This window comes from Pantoea sp. OVA07A, assembly GCF_019969975.1.
GTDB lineage: Bacteria > Pseudomonadota > Gammaproteobacteria > Enterobacterales > Enterobacteriaceae > Pantoea > Pantoea agglomerans.
Genome location: NZ_JAHXYM010000001.1, coordinates 1,561,283 through 1,581,957 on the forward strand (window position 1 = coordinate 1,561,283; position 20,675 = coordinate 1,581,957).

General features: G+C 57.2%; 20 protein-coding genes. 6 read left to right on the forward strand and 14 right to left on the reverse strand.

Annotated elements, in window-relative coordinates:
* Window positions 1–35: 35 nt before the first annotated feature.
* The gene (rlmC, locus tag LC417_RS07505) at window positions 36–1,226 is read left to right on the forward strand and encodes a 23S rRNA (uracil(747)-C(5))-methyltransferase RlmC (RefSeq protein WP_187508161.1); all 1,191 of its coding nucleotides are present in this window, start codon (window positions 36–38) and stop codon (window positions 1,224–1,226) included.
* Here rlmC and LC417_RS07510 read toward each other — a convergent pair.
* The 6 genes from LC417_RS07510 to LC417_RS07535 form a co-directional block, all read right to left on the reverse strand.
* Complete coding sequence (locus LC417_RS07510; protein ID WP_010254425.1) at window positions 1,205–1,936, reverse strand: arginine ABC transporter substrate-binding protein; 732 nt, start codon at window positions 1,934–1,936, stop codon at window positions 1,205–1,207. The two genes, rlmC and LC417_RS07510, sit on opposite strands and share 22 nt — an antisense overlap.
* 115 nt (window positions 1,937–2,051) lie before the next feature.
* Complete coding sequence (gene artM, locus LC417_RS07515) at window positions 2,052–2,720, reverse strand: arginine ABC transporter permease ArtM (protein WP_061704166.1); 669 nt, start codon at window positions 2,718–2,720, stop codon at window positions 2,052–2,054.
* Window positions 2,720–3,436 (reverse strand): arginine ABC transporter permease ArtQ, encoded by a 717-nt coding sequence (gene artQ / locus LC417_RS07520; protein WP_010254430.1) that lies wholly within the window; start codon window positions 3,434–3,436, stop codon window positions 2,720–2,722. Before artQ ends, artM begins: the two co-directional genes overlap by 1 nt.
* Window positions 3,437–3,442: 6 nt before the next feature.
* On the reverse strand, window positions 3,443–4,174 hold the full coding sequence (gene artJ / locus LC417_RS07525) for an arginine ABC transporter substrate-binding protein (RefSeq protein WP_010254432.1): 732 nt from the start codon (window positions 4,172–4,174) through the stop codon (window positions 3,443–3,445).
* A 15-nt stretch (window positions 4,175–4,189) separates the two neighbouring features.
* Window positions 4,190–4,918 carry an arginine ABC transporter ATP-binding protein ArtP gene (gene artP, locus LC417_RS07530; protein WP_010254433.1) on the reverse strand — a complete coding sequence of 243 codons (729 nt, stop codon included), beginning with the start codon at window positions 4,916–4,918 and terminating at the stop codon, window positions 4,190–4,192.
* A 224-nt stretch (window positions 4,919–5,142) separates the two neighbouring features.
* Complete coding sequence (locus LC417_RS07535) at window positions 5,143–5,682, reverse strand: lipoprotein (RefSeq protein WP_010254434.1); 540 nt, start codon at window positions 5,680–5,682, stop codon at window positions 5,143–5,145.
* Window positions 5,683–5,788: 106 nt separating this feature from the next.
* Here LC417_RS07535 and LC417_RS07540 point away from each other — a divergent pair, with 106 nt between their 5' ends.
* Both LC417_RS07540 and LC417_RS07545 read left to right on the forward strand, forming a co-directional pair.
* On the forward strand, window positions 5,789–6,109 hold the full coding sequence (locus LC417_RS07540) for a heavy metal-binding domain-containing protein (protein WP_003849304.1): 321 nt from the start codon (window positions 5,789–5,791) through the stop codon (window positions 6,107–6,109).
* On the forward strand, window positions 6,106–6,930 hold the full coding sequence (locus LC417_RS07545) for an N-acetylmuramoyl-L-alanine amidase (protein WP_223565668.1): 825 nt from the start codon (window positions 6,106–6,108) through the stop codon (window positions 6,928–6,930). Before LC417_RS07540 ends, LC417_RS07545 begins: the two co-directional genes overlap by 4 nt.
* A 4-nt stretch (window positions 6,931–6,934) precedes the next feature.
* Here LC417_RS07545 and ltaE read toward each other — a convergent pair whose 3' ends face one another.
* The 3 genes from ltaE to LC417_RS07560 form a co-directional block, all read right to left on the reverse strand.
* The gene (ltaE, locus tag LC417_RS07550) at window positions 6,935–7,936 is read right to left on the reverse strand and encodes a low-specificity L-threonine aldolase (RefSeq protein WP_223565733.1); all 1,002 of its coding nucleotides are present in this window, start codon (window positions 7,934–7,936) and stop codon (window positions 6,935–6,937) included.
* A gap of 69 nt (window positions 7,937–8,005) precedes the next feature.
* On the reverse strand, window positions 8,006–9,727 hold the full coding sequence (gene poxB, locus LC417_RS07555) for a ubiquinone-dependent pyruvate dehydrogenase (protein ID WP_010254446.1): 1,722 nt from the start codon (window positions 9,725–9,727) through the stop codon (window positions 8,006–8,008).
* A gap of 130 nt (window positions 9,728–9,857) precedes the next feature.
* Window positions 9,858–10,757 (reverse strand): lysine exporter LysO family protein, encoded by a 900-nt coding sequence (locus LC417_RS07560; RefSeq protein ID WP_223565669.1) that lies wholly within the window; start codon window positions 10,755–10,757, stop codon window positions 9,858–9,860.
* A gap of 132 nt (window positions 10,758–10,889) precedes the next feature.
* Between LC417_RS07560 and LC417_RS07565 the strand changes: the two genes are divergently transcribed.
* The gene (locus tag LC417_RS07565; protein WP_223565670.1) at window positions 10,890–12,527 is read left to right on the forward strand and encodes an ATP-dependent endonuclease; all 1,638 of its coding nucleotides are present in this window, start codon (window positions 10,890–10,892) and stop codon (window positions 12,525–12,527) included.
* A 73-nt stretch (window positions 12,528–12,600) separates the two neighbouring features.
* Here LC417_RS07565 and cspD read toward each other — a convergent pair whose 3' ends face one another.
* Window positions 12,601–12,822 carry a cold shock-like protein CspD gene (cspD, locus tag LC417_RS07570; protein WP_154209695.1) on the reverse strand — a complete coding sequence of 74 codons (222 nt, stop codon included), beginning with the start codon at window positions 12,820–12,822 and terminating at the stop codon, window positions 12,601–12,603.
* A gap of 316 nt (window positions 12,823–13,138) precedes the next feature.
* On the opposite strand from cspD, the gene clpS reads away from it, so the two are divergent.
* Together clpS and clpA are read left to right on the forward strand one after the other, a co-directional pair.
* Window positions 13,139–13,459, forward strand: coding sequence for an ATP-dependent Clp protease adapter ClpS (gene clpS / locus LC417_RS07575; protein WP_010254453.1), 321 nt, complete (start codon window positions 13,139–13,141; stop codon window positions 13,457–13,459).
* A gap of 52 nt (window positions 13,460–13,511) precedes the next feature.
* On the forward strand, window positions 13,512–15,788 hold the full coding sequence (clpA, locus tag LC417_RS07580; RefSeq protein WP_010254457.1) for an ATP-dependent Clp protease ATP-binding subunit ClpA: 2,277 nt from the start codon (window positions 13,512–13,514) through the stop codon (window positions 15,786–15,788).
* 86 nt (window positions 15,789–15,874) lie between these two features.
* Here clpA and infA read toward each other — a convergent pair whose 3' ends face one another.
* The 4 genes from infA to cydD form a co-directional block, all read right to left on the reverse strand.
* Window positions 15,875–16,093: a translation initiation factor IF-1 gene (gene infA, locus LC417_RS07585; protein WP_002211347.1), complete on the reverse strand. Its 219-nt coding sequence runs from the start codon at window positions 16,091–16,093 to the stop codon at window positions 15,875–15,877.
* Between the two features lie 345 nt (window positions 16,094–16,438).
* A complete protein-coding gene (gene aat / locus LC417_RS07590) occupies window positions 16,439–17,131 on the reverse strand; it encodes a leucyl/phenylalanyl-tRNA--protein transferase (protein WP_187507063.1) in 693 nt (230 codons plus the stop codon).
* A gap of 33 nt (window positions 17,132–17,164) precedes the next feature.
* The gene (gene cydC, locus LC417_RS07595) at window positions 17,165–18,895 is read right to left on the reverse strand and encodes a cysteine/glutathione ABC transporter ATP-binding protein/permease CydC (RefSeq protein WP_223565671.1); all 1,731 of its coding nucleotides are present in this window, start codon (window positions 18,893–18,895) and stop codon (window positions 17,165–17,167) included.
* Window positions 18,895–20,664, reverse strand: a complete 1,770-nt coding sequence (gene cydD / locus LC417_RS07600; RefSeq protein ID WP_158149440.1) for a cysteine/glutathione ABC transporter permease/ATP-binding protein CydD — start codon at window positions 20,662–20,664, stop codon at window positions 18,895–18,897. Before cydD ends, cydC begins: the two co-directional genes overlap by 1 nt.
* Window positions 20,665–20,675 lie beyond the last annotated feature (11 nt).

A 20,675-nucleotide genomic window follows, 5' to 3' on the forward strand; every position in this document is an offset into this window, starting at 1 on the left:
CGCGCTCCGCCCGACCCGATCGTTAAGGCTTTACCATGCACTGCGCGCTTTATGACGCTAACCGTTGCCGCTCCTGTCAGTGGCTGGAAAAACCCTATCCCACTCAGCTGAACGACAAACAGTCGCTGCTGGAACAGTTACTGGCTGAGCAGCCGGTCGCTGCCTGGTTGCCGCCGGTCGCATCACCGCAGCAGGCATTTCGTAATAAAGCCAAAATGGTGGTGAGTGGCAGCGTTGAGCGTCCGGTGCTGGGATTAATCCATCGTGATGGTGAAGCTGTGGATCTGTGCGATTGTCCGCTCTATCCCGCCAGCTTCCAGCCGGTTTTTGCTGCACTTAAGCCCTTTATCGCCCGTGCCGGACTGACGCCCTATAACGTGGCGCGCAAACGCGGCGAACTCAAATTCCTGCTGATAACCGAAAGCCAGCAGGGCGGCGTGATGCTGCGCTTTGTCCTGCGTTCAGCCGCGAAACTGGAACAGCTGCGCGCCGCATTGCCGTGGCTGCAACAGCAATTGCCGCAGCTGGCGGTGATCTCTGCCAATATTCAGCCGGTGCATATGGCGATTCTGGAGGGGGAAGAGGAGATTGCGCTGACGCCCGCGCAGTCGCTGGCAGAGAACTTCAACGGCGTGCCGCTGTGGATCCGCCCGCAAAGCTTCTTCCAGACCAACCCGCAGGTTGCCAGCGCACTCTATGCCACCGCGCGCGACTGGGTCAGGGCGCTGCCGGTCAACAGCATGTGGGATCTCTTCTGCGGCGTAGGCGGTTTTGGTTTGCACTGCGCGACAGCGGAGATGGAACTGACGGGCATTGAGATCAGCGCCGAGGCGATAAAATGCGCCCAGCGTTCCGCTGAGATGCTGGGGCTGGAAAAAGTGCAGTTTGCGGCGCTGGATTCTACGGCGTTTGCGACCGGACGCGATGCGGTGCCGCAGCTGGTGCTGGTTAATCCACCGCGTCGTGGGATTGGTGAGGCGCTGTGTGACTATCTCAGCCAGATGGCTCCGGATTATCTGCTCTATTCAAGCTGCAATCCGCAGACCATGGCGCAGGATATTGCCCGACTGAGCGCCTATGAGGTGACGAAGGTGCAACTGTTCGATATGTTTCCCCACACCGCCCATTTTGAAGTGCTGACGCTGTTAACCCGCCGTCAGCACGAGTCCGGGAAAGCATCGGCAGAGGCTGCCTCAGCCGGTAATCACTCCGGGAACCACTTCTGATTAAGCTGCTGCCAGCTTCCGTTGGCTTTCAGTTCGTTCAGCGCCTGATTGAACTGATCGCGAAGCGCCGTATTGCCTTTACGCACGGCAATGCCGAGACCGGTGCCAAAGTAGTCCGCATCCGTAACATGTTCACCGACAGTGGCGAGATCCGCATTGGTCTTCAGCCACTGATTCACCACCGCGCTGTCGCCAAATACGCCATCCAGCCGGCCACTCTTCATATCCAGAATCGCATTCTGATAGCTGTCATATGCTACCACTTTCACTTCCGGATGCTTATCCTGCAGGTACTTCTGGTGAGTGGTGCCGTTTTCCACGCCGATGCGCTTGCCCTTAAGCTCAGCAAAGCTGCTGAACTGGCCTTTACGGGCGATCACGATGGCGGAGTTAGCGTAATAAGGCTGGGTAAAATCGACCTGCTTGCTGCGCTCAGTGGTGATATCCATGCCGGAAATCACCGCGTCATAGCGGCGGAACTTCAGTGACGGGATCAGGCTGTCGAAGGCATTGTTGGTAAAGGTACACTCCGCTTTCATCTGCTGGCACAGCGCTTTGGCCAGATCGATATCGAATCCCACCAGGTTATTTTCCCGATCCAGGGATTCAAACGGCGGATAAGTCGCTGAAGCGGCGAAGCGAATCTTTTCCGCTGCCTGGGCGGTAAGTGCCAGCGAAGCCAGCGCAGCGGCAACAATCCATTTTTTCATTTTATGATTCCTGTGATGTGGTCAGCCAGAGAAGGCGATACCCTGCCATAAAATGCATTTTTATGCAATTAGTGTGATTTTTCAGGCGAAAAGGGCGAGGAGCCTCGCCCGGATATCAGTTACGTCGTTCGAAGGCCAGAGCGCGCTTTTCGATCAGCCGCATCATCAGCGTCAGCAAACCGTTAACGCAGAGATAAACCAGACCCGCCGCGGTATAGACCGTGATGTCGTAGGTGCGGCCATAGAGCAACTGGCCGTGGCCCATGACTTCCATCAGGGTGATGGTGTAGGCCAGCGAGGTGCCTTTGAACACCAGCACCACTTCATTGGAGTAGGAGGAGAGGGCGCGTTTAAATGCATATGGCAGCAGAATGCGCAGGGTATCTTTGCGGCTCATGCCGAGCGCGGCACACGATTGCCACTGTCCGGAAGGAATTGCACGCACCGCACCGTAAAACAGCTGCGTGGTGTAAGCCGCGCTGTTCAGGGACAGCGCCAGCATCGCGCACAGCCAGGGCTGCGACAGTAAATGCCACAGCCAGGGGATCTGCTGGATCGAGGGAAACTGTCCCGGACCGTAATAGATCAGGAAGATCTGCACCAGCAGCGGTGTGCCGGTAAACAGTGTAATAAAGCCTTTGACCAGCGGGTTGAACACCGGCGTTTTCAGCGACAGCACCACGGTGAAGAGCAGCGCCAGCAGCAGGGCCACGACCAGCGAGGCTGCCGTCAGCGTCAGGCTGGTATGCAACCCTTTCAGGAGTTCAGGCAGATAGGCCAGCATTAGCTGTTCCCCCGTTCAAAGCGGGTGGTGCGCAGTTCGATGCGGCGTAACACCGCCTGGCTGAACAGCGTGATCACTAAGTAGATAGCGGCCGCCACCAGGAACCAGGTAAACGGCTCCTGCGTGCGGGTGGCGATACTTTTGGTTTGCAGCATTAGATCGTTGACGCTAATCAGCGAGACCAGCGCAGTATCTTTCAGCAGCACCAGCCACTGATTGCCCAGACCGGGCAGGGCGTGACGCCACATCTGCGGCATAATCAGCCGGAGAAAGATGGCCGATTTTTTCATGCCCAGCGCCTGACCCGACTCCCACTGACCCATCGGCACCGCTTTCAGCGCGCCGCGCAGCGTCTGCGAGGCGTAGGCGGCATAGAGCATCGCCAGCGCTATCACACCGCACAGGAACGGACTGACGTCGAAGTTTTCAATTTCTACCTGTATCGGTAACTGAAACAGGCCGAAATTCAGGGTGAAGCCGTCAGAGAGGGTGAGCAGCAGCTGTGAGGCGCCAAAATAGATAAACAGCACTACCAGAATTTCCGGCAGGCCGCGGATCAGCGTTACCAGGCCGGTGCCAATCCACGCCAGCGGTTTCAGGCGTAGTGACTCCCAGCCAGCGAAAATCATCGCCAGCACCAGGCCAGCGATGAGAGCACAAACAGCAAGGCCGACGGTCATGCCGGCGGCGCTTGCGAGGGTCATCATTTCATTCATCAGAGATTACTGCTGGAACCATTTGCTGTAGATGGTTTTGTACGTGCCGTCTGCTTTGATCTTATCCAGCGCGCCATTGAATCTGGTCTGCAGCTCGGTGTTACCGGTACGTACCGCAATGCCCAGGCCGGTACCAAAGTAGGCTTTGTCCGTGACTTTCTCACCAACGGCAGCCAGCGCGGCATTCTGCTTCAGCCATTCGTTGACGACTGCGGTGTCACCGAACACAGCATCAATACGGCCATTTTTCAGATCCAGCACCGCATTCTGATAGCTGTCGTAAGGAACGGTGGTAATTTCGCTGTGTTTCTCAGTCAGGTATTTCTGATGCGTGGTGCCGTTCTGGACGCCAACCCGCTTGCCTTTCAGCGCTTCCACGCTGGCGACTTTGCCTTTCTGGGCAACAAACAGCGCGGAGTTGTCGTAGTAAGGCTTGGTGAACAGGACCTGTTTTTCACGATCTGGTGTGATATCCATGCCCGCCATCACCGCATCAAAACGACGGAATTTCAGGCTTGGGATCAGGCTGTCGAACGCCTGATTGGTGAAGGTGCAGGTCGCATCAATCTCTTTACACAGCGCATTGGCCAGATCGACATCAAAGCCCTGAATCTTGTTGTCCGCATCCACAAACTCAAAAGGAGGATAAGAGGCTTCGGTCGCAAAACGAATCGTCTGTGCCGCCGTAGCGCTCAGGCTAAAACCAGCAAGCAGTGCAGCAAGTACCATTTTTTTCATTTTTAGCATCCTGACTTAGTGCGAAAGATAGTGAGCAAACGCCTCGGTTTGCGGCTGTGTAAAGCGGCTGGCATCGCCCTGTTCCACAATGTGACCGTTCTCCATATAGACGACGCGGCTGGCCGTTTTACGTGCCACCTCCACTTCATGGGTCACAATCACCTGGGTAATGCGGGTCTGGGCCAGTTCGCGAATGATACTGACAATCTGTGCGGTAATTTCAGGGTCCAGCGCGGCTGTCGGCTCATCGAACAGCAGCACCTGCGGCTCCATCATCAGCGCGCGGGCAATCGCCACACGCTGCTGCTGACCACCGGAGAGATGCAGCGGAAAGCGATCGCTGTAGGGCGTCAGGCGCAGCCGGTCAAGCAGCTTGTCGGCGCGGGCGCGGGCGTCACTTTTGCTGAGACCCAGTACCCGGCAGGGCGCTTCAATCAGATTCTGCAGCACGGTAAGATGCGGCCAGAGATTGTACTGCTGAAACACCATACCGACGTTCTGACGCAGTTCGCGAATCGCAGCATCGGAGGGTTTCTGGCTGAAGTCGAACTGATTACCGGCAATCTGCAACTGACCTGAACGGGGTTGCTCCAGCAGGTTAAGCACCCGCAGCAGCGAACTCTTACCCGCACCGCTGGGACCCAGCAGTACCAGGGTCTCGCCTTGCGGACACTCAAGGTTAATGTCGAACAGCGCCTGATGAGCACCGTAGAAGCAGTTTATTGCGTTTAGTTGAATACTCATGCGCCAGATTTGAATAGCTATTAGTGTCGCGGATTTTAACGTCACCAGAATAGTTATGCAAATAAGGTGGGTTAAAATTTGTAAAACAGCAGGCTAACCGCAAAAGCTTAGCACAATATCATGCACAGTCTGGGGGCAGCCCGCTGCAGCGGGCCGGGCGGCGGAAATAAAAAAAGCGCAGCGCCCGGGGGCGACTGCGCTTCTCTGAACGGTTAAGCCTGAGGTTATTTTTTCGATTTCTCAAGCATCTGGCTCAGGCTGCCACCCTCTGCATGCGCAGGGTTGGCCATGTAGCGCACATCATCCACCACCCAGCAACTGCCCTGATGGATCATCAGCACTTCATCCTGCCACTGCTTGCCGTCGCGGCTCAGATCGACCCGCAGCGGGATGTTGCGTGCATCGCGGTTCGGAATGGTGGAAGCATCAGCGACGCTGGCGGCGGTCGGACCCTGTGACAGGCTGGAGAAGAGATCGCCATTGCGCCACTGTGCGCCTGCATTGCTGCCGCTGGCCGCCTGCAATGAGTGGTACAGCGCATCACTCAGGTAAGGGCGATATTTTGCCAGGGTGTTGCTGTCGGGCAGACCCTGCGTAGGCTGTTCGATACGCAGGTCGTAAAACTGCTGGGCCACCTGGTCAGGACCGCCTTCAATGCACGGTGCGGTACGTGGGCCATTATCCTTAATCACTGGCTCAACGGTGGTACAGGCGCTGAGCAGCAGGGCCGCCGGGATCATTAGCGCAAACGCGTTGTTTCTCATCTCGATTTCCTTATGGTTCTCTGGCAAGGTGCCCTTTTTAGCATAGAGTATAGCCGTGCTTTTTAGTCGAAAGAGCCTTAGCCCGGTTTTCAACAAGGAGAATGCGATGAAATTTTCAACAACCCCCACGCTGGAAGGTCACAGCATCAGCGAATATTGTGGCGTCGTCACCGGTGAAGCGATTCTGGGTGCCAACATCTTCCGTGACTTTTTCGCTGGCATCCGTGATGTGGTCGGTGGCCGCTCCGGTGCTTACGAGAAAGAGCTGCGTAAAGCGCGAGAGATCGCGTTTGAAGAGCTGGAGGAGCAGGCAAAAGCGCTGGGCGCCAACGCAGTGGTCGGTATCGATATTGACTACGAAACGGTCGGCAAAGATGGCAGCATGCTGATGGTAAGCGTCAGCGGTACGGCGGTGATCATTCGTTGAAACGGTGGCTGTGGCTGATACTGGCGCTGCTGCTGGCGGGCTGCCAGTCCGGGATAGAATCCCGTGACGGCTACTGGGCCGATCTGCGGCATCCGGCGCAGGGCGCGCGACCGAGGGTGAAGGTGATTGTGATCCACTACACCGCCGAGGATTTTTCTTCGTCGCTGGCGACCCTGACCGATCGGGAAGTCAGCGCCCACTATCTGATCCCCCGCCAGCCGCCACAGCGCGCCGGGAAAGGCATTATCTGGCAACTGGTGCCGGAGCAGCAGCTCGCCTGGCATGCCGGTCCAAGCTTCTGGCGCGGAGCCAGCCGCATCAATGACACATCGATTGGTATCGAACTGGTGAACCAGGGTTATCGCCGGACCCTGACCGGTCTTGAATGGCAGCCGTTTACCGCTGCGCAGATCACCACGCTGGAGGCGCTGCTGCGCGATATTGCACAGCGCTACGGCATCGCACCGGAAAATATTGTCGGTCACAGTGATATCGCGCCGCAGCGTAAGCAGGATCCCGGCCCACTCTTTCCGTGGCAACAGCTGGCCCAGCGCGGAATGGGTGCCTGGCCCGATGCCGGACGAGTGCAGTTTTATTTAGCGGGTCAGGATCCGCACGCGGTGGTGCCCGTGGAGCCACTACTGGAAAGTTTGCAGCGCTATGGCTATCCCGTAACGGCAGGAATGAGCGCGCGTGAACAGCAGAGGGTGATCGCCGCGTTTCAGATGCATTTCCGGCCTGCGGATTATCGCGGGCAGCCCGATGCAGAAACCGCCGCGATAGCTGCCGCGCTACTGGATAAATATGGCGCGGCGCAATAGCGGATTATTGGTGTAAAAACGCCTTCCAGTGGGCGACGACCTGCGCCAGTGCCGCACGATCAGCATCCAGATGGGTGACCAGACGGGTGCGGGTTCCTGCGCTGATTAACACCCCGCGCGCCTTCATCCACTCACCTAATGGTTTGACCTGGGCTTCCGGCACCGCCACAAACAGCATGTTGGTCTGCTGATCGATGACCTGAACGCCCAGCTCATGCAACTGCTGTCCCAGCCAGGCGGCATTGTCATGATCCTCCTGCAGCCGCGCCACGTTGTGTTCTAACGCATAGAGACCCGCCGCCGCCAGAATACCGGCCTGGCGCATGCCGCCGCCGGCCATTTTACGCCAGCGACGTGCGCGCTCAATCAGCGCCGTGTCGCCACACAGCAGAGAACCGACAGGCGTGCCCAGGCCTTTAGAGAGACAGATGGTCAGGGTGTCGCAGTAGCGGGCAATCGCCGCCAGCGTGGTCTGCTGCGCGACTACCGCATTGAAAATGCGTGCGCCATCAATGTGCAGCGCCAGCTGGTGCTCGCGGGTAAAAGTCCACGCCTGTTCCAGATACGCCAGCGGCATGACTTTACCGTGATGCGTGTTCTCCAGACTCAGCAGACGGGTGCGGGCAAAGTGAATATCGTCCGGCTTGATGGCGGCCGCTACTACGTCGAGCGGCAGGGTGCCATCGTCGGCGGCCAGAATCGGCTGTGGCTGAATACTGCCCAGCACCGCCGCGCCGCCCGCCTCATATTTGTAGTTGTGCGCCTGCTGACCGACGATATATTCATCGCCGCGTTCGCAATGGCTGAGTAGCGCCACCAGATTCGCCTGGGTGCCGGTCGGGAAAAACAGCGCTGCTGCTTTGCCGCTCAGCCGTGCGGCTTCCGCCTCCAGCGCATTTACGGTGGGGTCGTCACGGTAGACGTCATCACCGGTTTCGGCAGACATCATCGCGCTTAACATGGCGGCGCTGGGCCGGGTTACGGTATCACTGCGTAAATCGATCACCCTATGCTCCTGAACGTGGCGGAAGAAAAAAAAGGCGGGCATCGCGCCCGCCTGGATGGAGTCTCTGTTTTACCGCAGCCAGTTGGTTTTCGCCAGTTCTACCACCTCATCACCGCGACCATTCATGATGGCGCGCAGCATGTAGAGACTGAAGCCTTTAGCCTGCTCCATTTTGATCTCCGGCGGCATCGCCAGTTCCTCTTTGGCGGTAATGACATCCACCAGCACCGGGCCATCGTGGGCAAACGCCTGCTCCAGCGCGCCATTGAGATCAGATGCCTTTTCCACCCGGATACCCCGGATACCGCAGGCCTCGGCGATAGCGGCAAAGTCAGGATTCTCCAGCTCGGTGCCATCGGTGAGATAGCCACCCGCTTTCATCTCCATCGCCACAAAGCCCAGCACGCTGTTGTTGAAAATCACCAGTTTGACCGGCATTTTCAGTTGCGCCAGCGAGATAAAATCCCCCATCAGCATGCTGAAGCCGCCGTCGCCACACAGTGCCACCACCTGACGATTGCGATCAATCGACTGCGCGCCCAGCGCCTGTGGCATCGCGTTCGCCATTGAGCCGTGGTTAAACGAACCCAGCAGGCGACGTCTGCCGTTCATCTTCAGATAGCGCGCCGCCCAGACGGTCGGTGTCCCGACATCGCAGGTAAAGATGGCGTCATCACTGGCGTAGTGGCTGATCTGCTGTGCCAGATATTGCGGATGGATCGGCTGCTTGTCGTTGGGCTGCGCCAGCTCGTCCAGACTTTTGCGCGCCTCGCCATAGTGCTTAACCGCGCTGTCGAGATGGCTGCGATCGCTTTTGTGCGTCAGTTGCGGCAGCAGCGCCTGCAGTGTGCTTTTCACATCGCCGACATAGGCCTGATTGACGTGACAATGTGACCCAAGGCTGCCCGGATTGATATCAATCTGGATGATTTTAGCCTTTTCCGGATAGAAGGCGCGATAGGGGAACTGCGTGCCCAGCAACACCAGCGTCCCGGCATTCATCATGGCGTGGAAACCGGATGAGAAACCGATCAGTCCGGTCATGCCGACATCATAAGGGTTGTCATATTCGATGTGTTCTTTGCCGCGCAGCGCATGGACGATAGGGGCTTTCAGCGCTTCTGCCAGCGCTACCACCTCCTGATGCGCTCCGGCGCAGCCACTGCCGCACAGCAGCGTAATATCGCTGGCTTCGTTCAGCGTTTGCGCCAGCTGCGCCAGTTCGGCGGGCTGTGGCAGGACCTGCGGCAACTGTGGCGGATACCATTCCGCGCTGGCGCTCTCTGGCGCCAGTTTAAGCGCGACATCCCCAGGCAGCACCACCACCGAGACACCCCGATTCAGAATCGCTTTACGCATCGCGATGCCCAGCACCTGCGGGAGCTGCTCAGGGTTCGAAACCAGTTCGCAGTAGTGGCTGCATTCGCGGAACAGCTCCTGCGGATGGGTTTCCTGAAAATAGCCGCTGCCGATTTCGCTGGAGGGAATATGTGCCGCAATCGCCAGAACAGGAACGCGGTTACGATGGCAATCGAATAGACCGTTGATCAGATGTAAGTTGCCTGGCCCACAGGAGCCGGCGCAGACCGCCAGTTCACCGCTGATGTGCGCTTCCGCGCCCGCTGCGAATGCGGCGACTTCTTCATGGCGCGTCGGCATCCATTCAATGGTGCCCATGCGATTAAGACTGTCGCTCAGGCCGTTAAGGGAATCCCCGGTGACGCCCCAGATGCGTTTTACGCCCGCGCTTTCCAGCGTTTTGGCGACCAGCGCCGCGACGGTTTGTTTCATGCTCTTCTCCTTTGTCGGCCCGCCCTGAAGAGTGACGTGACCAGAACCGAAAAAAGAAGCGTAGACGACACGGCAGAAAAGCAGGCGTGAAAAAATGCGCTGGCAGAGCTCAGCGCATATCAGACAGGATTCAGGCGGAGAAGAGGGCGATAAGAATCGGGGCCAGCAGGCTCATCACAAAGCCGTGCACAATGGCGGCCGGGACGATCTCATTGCCGCCCGCCCGCTGCAGCACCGGCAGGGTAAAGTCCATTGAAGTGGCGCCACACAGGCCGAGTGCGCTGGAGCGATGACGGCCAATCAGCGCCGGAATGAGCATGATTGCCACCAGTTCACGTATCAGGTCGTTGAAGAAGGCGGCGCTGCCGATGACCGGACCAAAAGCTTCGGTCATCAGAATGCCGGAGAGAGAGTACCAGCCAAAACCACTGGCTAACGCCAGACCGGTTTTCAGCGGCACGCCCAGCAGCAACGCCGCAATCATGCCGCCGATAAGCGCGCTGACCAGCACCACGCTGGCAACCAGCAGGCCACGACGGTTCAGGATAATCTGACGCAGCGTCATGCCGCTGCCGCGCAGCTGAATGCCCACCAGAAACAGCAGGAAGATCAGCGCATATTCGCTGGCCGTCGAGGCGTGGTGCAGCAGTGGCCACTGGGTCAGGCCAAGCAGAAAACCGATGACAACCACGCCGCACAGCTTCAGAGAGTCCAGTGCCATATGCAGCCGCGAGGGCAGTTTCTCCTGCCGGTGCGCATGCTGCCAGGGGGCATATTTTTCCAGCCCGCGCAGCGCCAGCAGGTTGCACAGCAGAATGCAGAAGGCCGCTACTAGCGCGGTGTGAAATACCGCCAGCAGATTGCTGCTCAGGTTGTCGAGAAAGGCCAGGCTGATGCCCATAAAGAACAGAATGACGTAAACCATCCAGCCCAGCAGCTGATTGACCTGGCGCAGGGTTGAAGTTTGACGGAACGGTAGCAGCCAGCCGGCGATCAGCGGCAGCAGAATAATCAGGAGTCCGGAGTACATAGCGATAAGGGCCATCCATGGTGGAAGAGGCCACACGCTAGCGAAAAAGCGTAACGGAGTAAACCCTGAGAAAGCGGCTTGACCGGCTCGCTGGCGGCAACCATGCTGTTTATAAACTGAGGATGGACGCCTATGATTCTGGAACATATCGACATTCGCGGTTTCCGCGGCATCAATAAGCTCTCACTGCCTTTAACCCAGACCAATCTGCTGATTGGTGAGAACGCCTGGGGCAAATCCAGTCTGCTGGATGCCCTGAGCCTGTTACTTTCGCCCCATGAACCGGCCTATGTTTTTACCGAGGCTGATTTCCATTTCACCCCAGGCGATGTGACCGATGCGATGCGCCGTCTGTCGGTGGTGTTCCACTTTCGCGATGACGGCAACGACCCGGATGCGTTGCTCTCGACCTTCTGGCAGCGTGATGCTCAGGGCCAGCGTCAGCTCTGTTACAGCGTCAGCGCCACCTGGCGTGACAGCGGTATCGAAACCCGCCGCCGTTTTGTTGACCTGAACTATCAGCTGTTGCCTGAGCAGAACTGCGCGGCGGCCATCGATCTTTTGCTGAAACGGTATCCGGTTCTGCGATTGCGCGATGCGCGTTTCAGTAAGCGGACGCGGAGTAGTGCGCCGCTCCCCACCGCACATCCTGAGCTACTGGCGGGTATGGAGACGCTGGCGCGCGATCTGGAGCACCATCCGCAACAGCTCAGCGATGAGGTGCTGCGGCAGGGGCTGAAGACGATGCAGCAACTGATGCAGCACTACTTCCTGGTGCAGCCGCCTGATGCGGGCAACGAGGTCAGGCTACGGGATCCGCAGACGCGCGAGGGGGGACAGGGATGGCGGGCGCTGGATCACCTGAATCAGCTGATTGCCGGAACCGACTCCCGCAGCCGTCAGCTGATACTGCTGCAGATGTTTACCCTGCTGATTGAGGCACGAGGAGACGTCCCGCTGGCCGCTGGTGCCCGCCCGCTGCTGCTGATTGAAGATCCGGAAACCCGGCTGCATCCGATTATGCTGTCGGTAGCATGGAATCTGCTGAGGTTGCTGCCGCTGCAAAAAATCGCCACCACTAATTCGCCGGAGCTGCTGTCGCAGGTGCCGGTGGAAAACGTCTGTCGTCTGGTGCGTGGACCCTCGCGCGTAGCGGCCTGGCGCATCGGTCCGGAGGGACTGAGTGCCGAAGAGAGCCGGCGCATCGGCTTCCATATTCGGGTCAACCGGCCTGCTGCGCTGTTTGCCCGTTGCTGGCTGCTGGTGGAGGGAGAAACCGAAGTCTGGATCATGAATGAGCTGGCGCAGCAGTGCGGTTACAACTTCGCTGCTGAAGGCGTGAAGGTGATTGAGTTTGCGCAGTCGGGGTTAAAACCGCTACTGAAGTTTGCCCGGCGCATGGGTATCGCCTGGCATGTCCTGACTGACGGTGATCAGGCGGGGAATAAATATGCCAGTACGGCACGCACTCAGTTAAAGCCGGGTGAACCGGAGCCGCGTTTTCTGACGCAGTTACCGGCGCTGGATATGGAAAATTTTCTCTATCAGCACGGCTTTCAGGATGTCTATCATCAGATGGCGCACCTGCCGTTAAACGTTCCGATGAGTTCCAGGCGTATTATTACTAAAGCGATTCACCAGAGCTCCAAGCCGGAACTGGCGATCGCAGTGGCTACGTCGGCGGCGGAACGCGGGCCAGAGGCCATCCCGCCATTGATGCGGCAGATGTTTGCCCGGGTGATTGGACTGGCGCAGGGCCAGGCAGATTAGGTGACATCGAACAGGAAAATGCCAGCGGCACTGGCTGGCATTTTTGGGTCTTTGTTCAGAAAGGCGATATGTGTCAGGCCACAGCCTGCACCTCGACCGGCACGATCAGGCTGGCGTGATTGCCTTTCGGGCCTTCGTGGACATCGAACTGAACCTGCTGGCCTGCCTTAAGCGTGCGGTAGCCTTCCATCTGAATGGTGGAGTAGTGCGCAAAAATATCTTCGCCACCGCCAATCGGACAGATAAAGCCAAAGCCTTTGGAATTGTTGAACCATTTAACTATGCCCGTCTCCATGCTTTTACTTCCCTCGCAAGACATTTTATAAGTAGGTGAGGTCATCGAAGCTGTGAGTCGGATTTGATTAAAACTCAATCAGCCTGTGCAGCTAGAATGTAGAGAAAGCGCGGCTGACGTCAAGCAAACCACCGGGCCAGGTGGGGAAAAAATCATCAAAATTTGAGGCAGTTAACGCTATTGCAAATTTTGTGATGCAGGTCGCGCAGGGGAATTTCTGAATAAATTTTCAGCAGCGGCATGCGGCTTGACAGGCATGTTAAACTCTCAATATGTAGCTACTTAAAGGCTAAAAGCAAAATCTCAACGGAACACTATGGCAAACGCAAACGACTGGCTTAACTTTGAACATCTGGCCGACGATAAAGTACGTGAAGGGTTAAAGCCGCCTTCTATGTATAAAGTCATTCTGAATAATGACGATTATACACCTATGGAATTTGTTATTGACGTTGTACAAAAGTTCTTTTCTTATGATGTTGAACGTGCAACGCAGCTGATGTTGAAAGTTCACTATCACGGCAAGGCGATCTGTGGTGTATTTACTGCAGAAGTCGCCGAAACAAAAGCGGCCCAGGTGAACAACTATGCACGGGAAAATCATCATCCGTTGCTGTGTACGCTGGAAAAGGCCTGAACCCGTCTCCATATAGGAAACAGGTAAGGGCGATAATTGGGGGAGGTGCCTAATGCTCAATCAAGAACTGGAACTCAGTTTAAATATGGCTTTCGCCAGAGCGCGTGAGCACCGTCATGAGTTTATGACCGTCGAGCATCTGTTACTGGCGTTGCTCAGTAACCCGTCGGCCAGAGAGGCACTGGAAGCCTGTACGGTGGACATTGTGGCTCTGCGGCAGGAACTCGAAGCCTTCATCGAACAAACTACGCCCGTGCTGCCTGCCAGCGAAGAGGAGCGTGATACACAACCCACGCTTAGCTTCCAGCGCGTCCTGCAGCGTGCGGTTTTCCATGTCCAGTCATCCGGTCGCAGCGAAGTCTCCGGTGCGAATGTGCTGGTCGCCATTTTCAGCGAGCAGGAGTCGCAAGCGGCTTATCTGCTACGCAAACATGAAGTGAGCCGCCTTGATGTGGTGAACTTCATCTCTCACGGTACGCGTAAAGATGAGTCCGGCCAGGCGCCAGGCGCAGAAAATCCGGTTAACGAAGAGCAAGCAGGCGGGGAGGAGCGTATGGAAAACTTCACCACCAATCTTAATCAGCTTGCTCGCGTCGGTGGTATTGATCCACTGATTGGTCGCGATAAAGAGCTGGAACGTACCGTTCAGGTGCTATGTCGTCGCCGTAAAAATAACCCGCTGCTGGTGGGTGAGTCGGGTGTGGGTAAAACCGCCATTGCTGAAGGTCTCGCCTGGCGCATAGAGCAGGGCGATGTACCGGAAGTGATGAAAGACTGCACGATCTACTCGCTGGATATCGGTTCGTTATTAGCCGGCACCAAGTACCGTGGTGACTTTGAAAAACGTTTCAAAGCGCTGCTGAAACAGCTGGAGCAGGACGAACACAGCATTCTGTTTATCGATGAGATCCATACCATCATCGGTGCGGGTGCTGCATCCGGCGGCCAGGTCGATGCTGCGAACCTGATCAAACCTCTTCTTTCCTCTGGCAAGATTCGGGTGATGGGTTCCACCACCTATCAGGAATTCAGCAACATCTTTGAAAAAGACCGTGCCCTGGCACGTCGCTTCCAGAAGATCGATATCACGGAGCCTTCACCAGAAGAGACCGTGCAGATCCTGAATGGCCTGAAGACCAAGTACGAAGCGCATCACGATGTGCGCTATACCGCGAAAGCGGTGCGCGCAGCCGTGGAACTGGCGGTGAAATATATCAACGACCGTCATCTGCCTGACAAGGCGATTGATGTGATTGATGAAGCGGGTGCGCGAGCGCGCCTGATGCCAGCCAGTAAGCGCAAGAAAACCATCAACGTCTCTGACATTGAAACGGTGGTGGCCCGTATTGCCCGTATTCCTGAGCAAAGCGTGTCAGCAAGCGACCGCGATACGCTGAAAAATCTGGGCGATCGTCTGAAGATGCTGGTGTTTGGTCAGGACAACGCCATTGAGGCGCTGACGGAAGCGATCAAAATGAGCCGTGCAGGTCTGGGTCAGGATCGTAAGCCGGTCGGTTCCTTCCTGTTTGCCGGGCCTACCGGTGTCGGTAAAACGGAAGTCACCGTGCAGCTGGCGAAAGCGCTGGGCATTGAGTTGCTGCGCTTTGATATGTCCGAGTATATGGAGCGTCACACCGTCAGCCGTTTGATTGGTGCGCCTCCGGGTTACGTCGGCTTTGATCAGGGCGGCCTGCTGACGGATGCAGTGATTAAGCATCCTCATGCGGTGGTGTTGCTGGATGAGATAGAGAAAGCACACCCGGATGTCTTCAACCTGCTGCTGCAGGTGATGGATAACGGTATGCTGACCGACAACAACGGTCGCAAAGCGGACTTCCGCAACGTGGTGCTGGTCATGACCACTAACGCCGGTGTCCGCGAGACTGAACGTAAGTCGATTGGCCTGATTCATCAGGACAACAGCACCGATGCCATGGAAGAGATCAAAAAGATGTTTTCTCCAGAGTTTCGTAACCGTCTCGACAACATTATCTGGTTCAGTCACCTGTCACCAGAGGTGATCCATCAGGTGGTCGACAAGTTCATTGTCGAGTTGCAGGCGCAGCTGGATGCCAAAGGCGTGTCGCTGGAAGTCAGCGATGAAGCACGCGACTGGCTTGCTGAGAAAGGCTACGACAAAGCGATGGGCGCTCGTCCGATGGCGCGCACCGTGCAGGACAGCCTGAAGAAACCGTTAGCCAATGAACTGCTGTTTGGTTCGCTGGTGGATGGCGGCTCGGTGTCAGTGGCGCTGGATCGTGAGAAAGGTGAACTGACCTATCACTTCCTGAGTGCTGAAAAACGCAAAACCGAAGGCACGGTGCATTAATCACCTGCTGCAGATATGAAAAAGGCCGGATTAAAATCCGGCCTTTTTTTTCGCTGCAAATTGCAGAGCGATGAGATTACTGCAAATTAGCGACTACGGAAGACAATGCGGCCTTTGCTCAGGTCGTACGGGGTCAGCTCAACGGTCACTTTGTCACCCGTCAGGATGCGGATGTAGTTTTTGCGCATTTTACCGGAGATATGAGCAGTAACCACGTGTCCGTTCTCAAGTTCTACGCGGAACATGGTGTTAGGTAACGTATCCAGTACGGTACCTTGCATTTCAATATTGTCTTCTTTGGCCATCGAATCCTCTGGGTGTACTACCTTTCAGTTGAACCGGCAAGATAATGCCCAATTCAACGATTTATGTAAAGAACCGTCGGCGATTTTGCCAACGCTTTGCCGGGGTGCACGTCAGTCGCGCGCATCCGGTAAAATTAGGGTGTTTATGTGACGTCTGCGGGGGATTAGCGGGCTAAGAATCTGTATCAACCGGTTACACGCGCACGATTGAAAACAGTTCCGAGAGTGCGTTGAGATTCCCAGCCTGGCAATTCCGGCTCGTTATTGCGAAGCGCGGACGACATACCAAACTCGACCATTATACCACTTAATACGCCTTTATGTGTGCAAAACATCTCTGTGCGACTAAAAAAGGGTTTGTGTCTGCCAGCAGCCATCGCTGACAGGCTGGCACGCAAGGCTTTGTACATATTGCAGATAGTCAGCGCGCGGTATCTCGTGCGCCCCCAAAGAGGCCGTATGAGGGTTAAGTACCTGACAATCCACCAGACGGCCCTGATGTCTGAGGAAATGCTGACAAAATACCCAAAGTGCGGTTTTTGACGCATTCTGCTGACGGCTGAACATTGATTCGCCGCAGAAGATTTGCCCCATCGCCAGCCCATACATGCCACCTGCCAGCTGATGTTCGTCCCATACTTCAATGGAGTGGGCGTGGCCCAGTTCATACAATCGCAACCAGGCGCGCTTCATTTCAAAGGTGATCCAGGTGCCTTCCTCACGACCGGTGGCACAGCCCTCGATCACCTCGGCAAATGACTCATTCATCGTCACCCGATAGGGCGAACGGCTGTGGAAACGCTTCATGCTCCGGCTGAGATGAAACTGCTCAGGCAATAGCACTGCACGGGGATCGGGCGACCACCACAGAATCGGGTCGCCGGAAGAAAACCACGGAAAGATGCCGCGCTGATAAGCGTTAAGTAACCGGGCAGGGGAGAGATCACCCCCCATGGCCAGCAGGCCGTTTGGCTCACGCAGCGCCATCTCCGGTGGAGGAAATTGCAAAGATTCCCGTGACAGTTGTACCAGTCTCATCGCGTTTTGTTACCTATCAGCATTTCGCTAAGACTATAGCGCAATCCGCTGTCGGAAACGCCAGTACCGACCCGCTTTTGAGATTAATTCGGCATGACTTCCCTGTTCCACAATCACGCCATTATCCATCACGCAGATGCGATCCATCTGCTCCAGGCCGCTGAGCCGGTGCGTGACCATTATTACGGTCTTGCCTGCGGTCAGCCGCTGCAGCAGGGTGAGGATATGCTGCTCGGTTGTGGCATCCAGTCCTTCGGTGGGTTCATCCAGCAGCCAGAGATCGCCGTTATGCAGTAACGCACGCGCCAGCGCCAGCCGACGCAGTTCGCCGCCTGACAGCGGGCGACCGCCTTCTCCCATCCAGGCGTTTAATTCTTCCGGGCTCTCAAGCAGGCGCTGCAGGCCGACGTCATTCAGCACGCGGCGTAACTGCTCATCAGTAGCATCGGGACAGGCCAGCAGTAGGTTATCACGCAGGCTCTGACTGAAGAGATGAACCCGCTGAGTCACCACGCTGATGCGCTGACGCAGCGCTGGCTCTGACCATGCGGTGATCGGCAGGTCATTCAGGCTGATGACACCGTGCTGGCTATCCCAGCCACGGGTTAACAGCGCCAGCAGAGTCGATTTGCCGCAGCCGGTCGGCCCCAGCAGTGCAATGTGTTCACCGGCTGCCACCTTAAGGGTAAAGCGGTTCAGCACCTTATCCGGGCGGTCGGGATAGCTGAAGTCGAGCTGATCGATATCGACTGCGAGACGTCCTGGCCGGGCATCTGAATCTGCCGGAAAGGTGATAGCGGGTGACTGATCGATAATGTCATTGACCCGCTGAGCGGCATTTATCACCTGTGACATGGGCAGAAAGGCCCCCGCAACTGGTGCCAGCGCCTCGAAAGCAGCCAGCGCGCAAAACACCACCAGGGCAATCAGCGAGCCGGGCAACTGCTGCTGGCTGATTGTCGCCGCACTGAGCCAGAGCAACAGTGTGACGGTTACGCCGCTGATCAGCAGCAGCAGGCTCTGTGCCGCAGCCTGCAAGCGCTGTTGCTGGCTCTGAGCCTGCTGCCAGCGCTGTTCATCTTCATCAAGTTGCTGACGCCAGCCCCGCGAGGCACCGTACAGGGTGAGTTCAGCCTGAGCCGCCAGCCACTGCATCAGCTGTAAGCGCCAGCGGGCGCGCCCACGGGCAATCGCGCCGCCTGCGGGCGATCCCAGACGGTAAAACAGCGCTGGCATCACCACCAGGGTACTCAGCATGATGCCGCCCAGCGTCAGTGCCAGCTGAAGATCGATAAAGCTCATTCCGAGGGTAACCACGACAATCACCACCAGTGCGCCGATCAGCGGCGAGATGACGCGCAGATAGAGATGATCCAGCGTATCGACATCGGCCACGAAGCGGTTGAGCAGGTCCGCCTGCCGGAACCGCGAAAGCTGGCCCGGCGAAAGGGCCATCAGGCGACTGAAGGTGTGGACACGCAGATGCTGAAGAACCCTGAATGTTGCATCGTGGCTGACCAGCCGTTCAGCATAGCGTGCGGCAGTGCGAATGATGGCGGCGCCACGTACGCCTGCCGCAGGCAGCATATAGTTGAAGGTATAGAGACCGGCTACGCCTGCCACTGACGAGGCGGCCAGAAACCAGCCTGAAAGCGTCAGCAGGCCGATGCTGGCCAGCAGGGTAACAATCGCCAGCACGATGCCCAGCGCCAGGCGATAAGGGTGGCGCAGCCAGAGACGAAGAAAAGGACGCAAGGCGGACATCAGCGAATCTCCTGTTGACGATGCTTCAGCATCTCACTGAAAGCACCCGGCTGTTGCGACAGCTGCTGCCAGTTACCCTGTTGCACCAGCTTACCGGCTTCCATTACCCAGAGGGTCTGCCAGTGACTTAGCGTATCAATCTGATGGGTTATCATCAGCGTGGTCTGGCGGGCTGCCGCCTGGTTAAGTGCCAGCATCACATGACGTTCACTGAGCGCATCCAGGCTGGCTGCGGGTTCATCGAGCAGCAAAAAATGCGAGGATTTATAGAGTGCGCGCGCGACCGCGACCCGCTGCGCCTGACCCACCGACAGCTGATTACCGCCATCGCCTGGCAGGGTGTCAATGCCCTCGGGCAGACGAGGCAGGAACTCATTAATGCCGCACGACTCCAGCAGTGCCGCAAAACGCTCGTCATCCCAGGCCGCATTCATCACGATATTGTCGCGCAAGGTGGCGGCCGGTAACTGAGGATTCTGTCCTACCCAGCTGAGCTGCTGATGCCAGTCACTCCGTCGTATATCGCGAAGTTCAACGCCATTCGCTTTCAGCGAACCCTGATAAGGCAGAAAACCGAGCAGGGCGTTCATCAGGGCCGTTTTACCGGCCCCGCTTTGACCGACCAGCGCAATCTGTTCGCCAGGGACGACAGTAAAAGAGAGCGGGCCGCACAACACCTGACCATCAGGCGCACAGACACGCAGATCTTCGGCGGTAAGTGCGATTGAGCGATCGGCAGTGAAGGGCAACTGGCCTTCCTGCGGCGCGGTGGCAGGCGTCGCCTGCATAAAGGCTTCAAGGGCATCGGCACCGCCTACAGCCTGGGCTTTGGCGTGATAGAAAGCGCCGAGATCGCGCAGTGGCTGGAAAAACTCCGGGGCGAGGATCAGCACCAGAAAGCCGGCCAACAGCGTCACGCCCTGGCCGTAATCACCAAAATGCAATTCGCCCAGATAGGAGAAGCCAAAGTAGACGGCCACCACGGCAATCGCCAGCGAGGCAAAAAACTCCAGCACGGCAGAGGAGAGAAAGGCTAAGCGCAGCACTTCCATGGTGCGCTGGCGAAAATCGGTGGTGGCGGCGGCAACCGCCTGCTGCTCCGCTGCGCCACGATGAAACAGCCGCAGCGTCTCTCTGCCGCGCAGGCGGTCGAGAAAGTTACCGCTCAGGCGGGCCAGCACCAGGAAGTTCCGGCGGTTGGCCTCGGCCGCACCCATCCCGACCAGCGCCATAAACAGCGGAATCAGTGGCGCGGTGGCAAACAGGATCAGACCCGCCGTCCAGTTGAGCGGAAAAATAGTCAGCAGAATGCAGCAGGGGATCAGCACCGCCAGGGTCATCTGCGGCAGATAGCGCGCGTAATACTCCTGCATCTCTTCGATCTGCTCCAGCAGCAGCGTCGCCCAGCTGCCGGCTGGCTTTCCCTGAATCCACGCCGGCCCCAGATCAGACAATCGGTCTAATACCTGCTGACGTAAAGCCTGACGGATAGCCTGTCCGGCACGATAACCGGTCAGTTCACGGGCATAGTTAATCAGGGCGCGGAGCACAAAGCAGAGCAGTAACAGCAGGATGCTGACAGTCAGGGATTCACGCGGCTGCTGGTCAACAATCAGAGCCTGCAGCAGCGAGGCCAGTAAACCCGCCTGAGCAATGATCAGAAGTGCACTTGCCATGCCCAGCAGGGTGTTGAGTCGCAACCAGCGACCGGCGAAATGACGTTGCTGACGAAGCCAGCGGGTAAGATGCTGCTGCCGCGATTTGTCCATGCGAGACCATG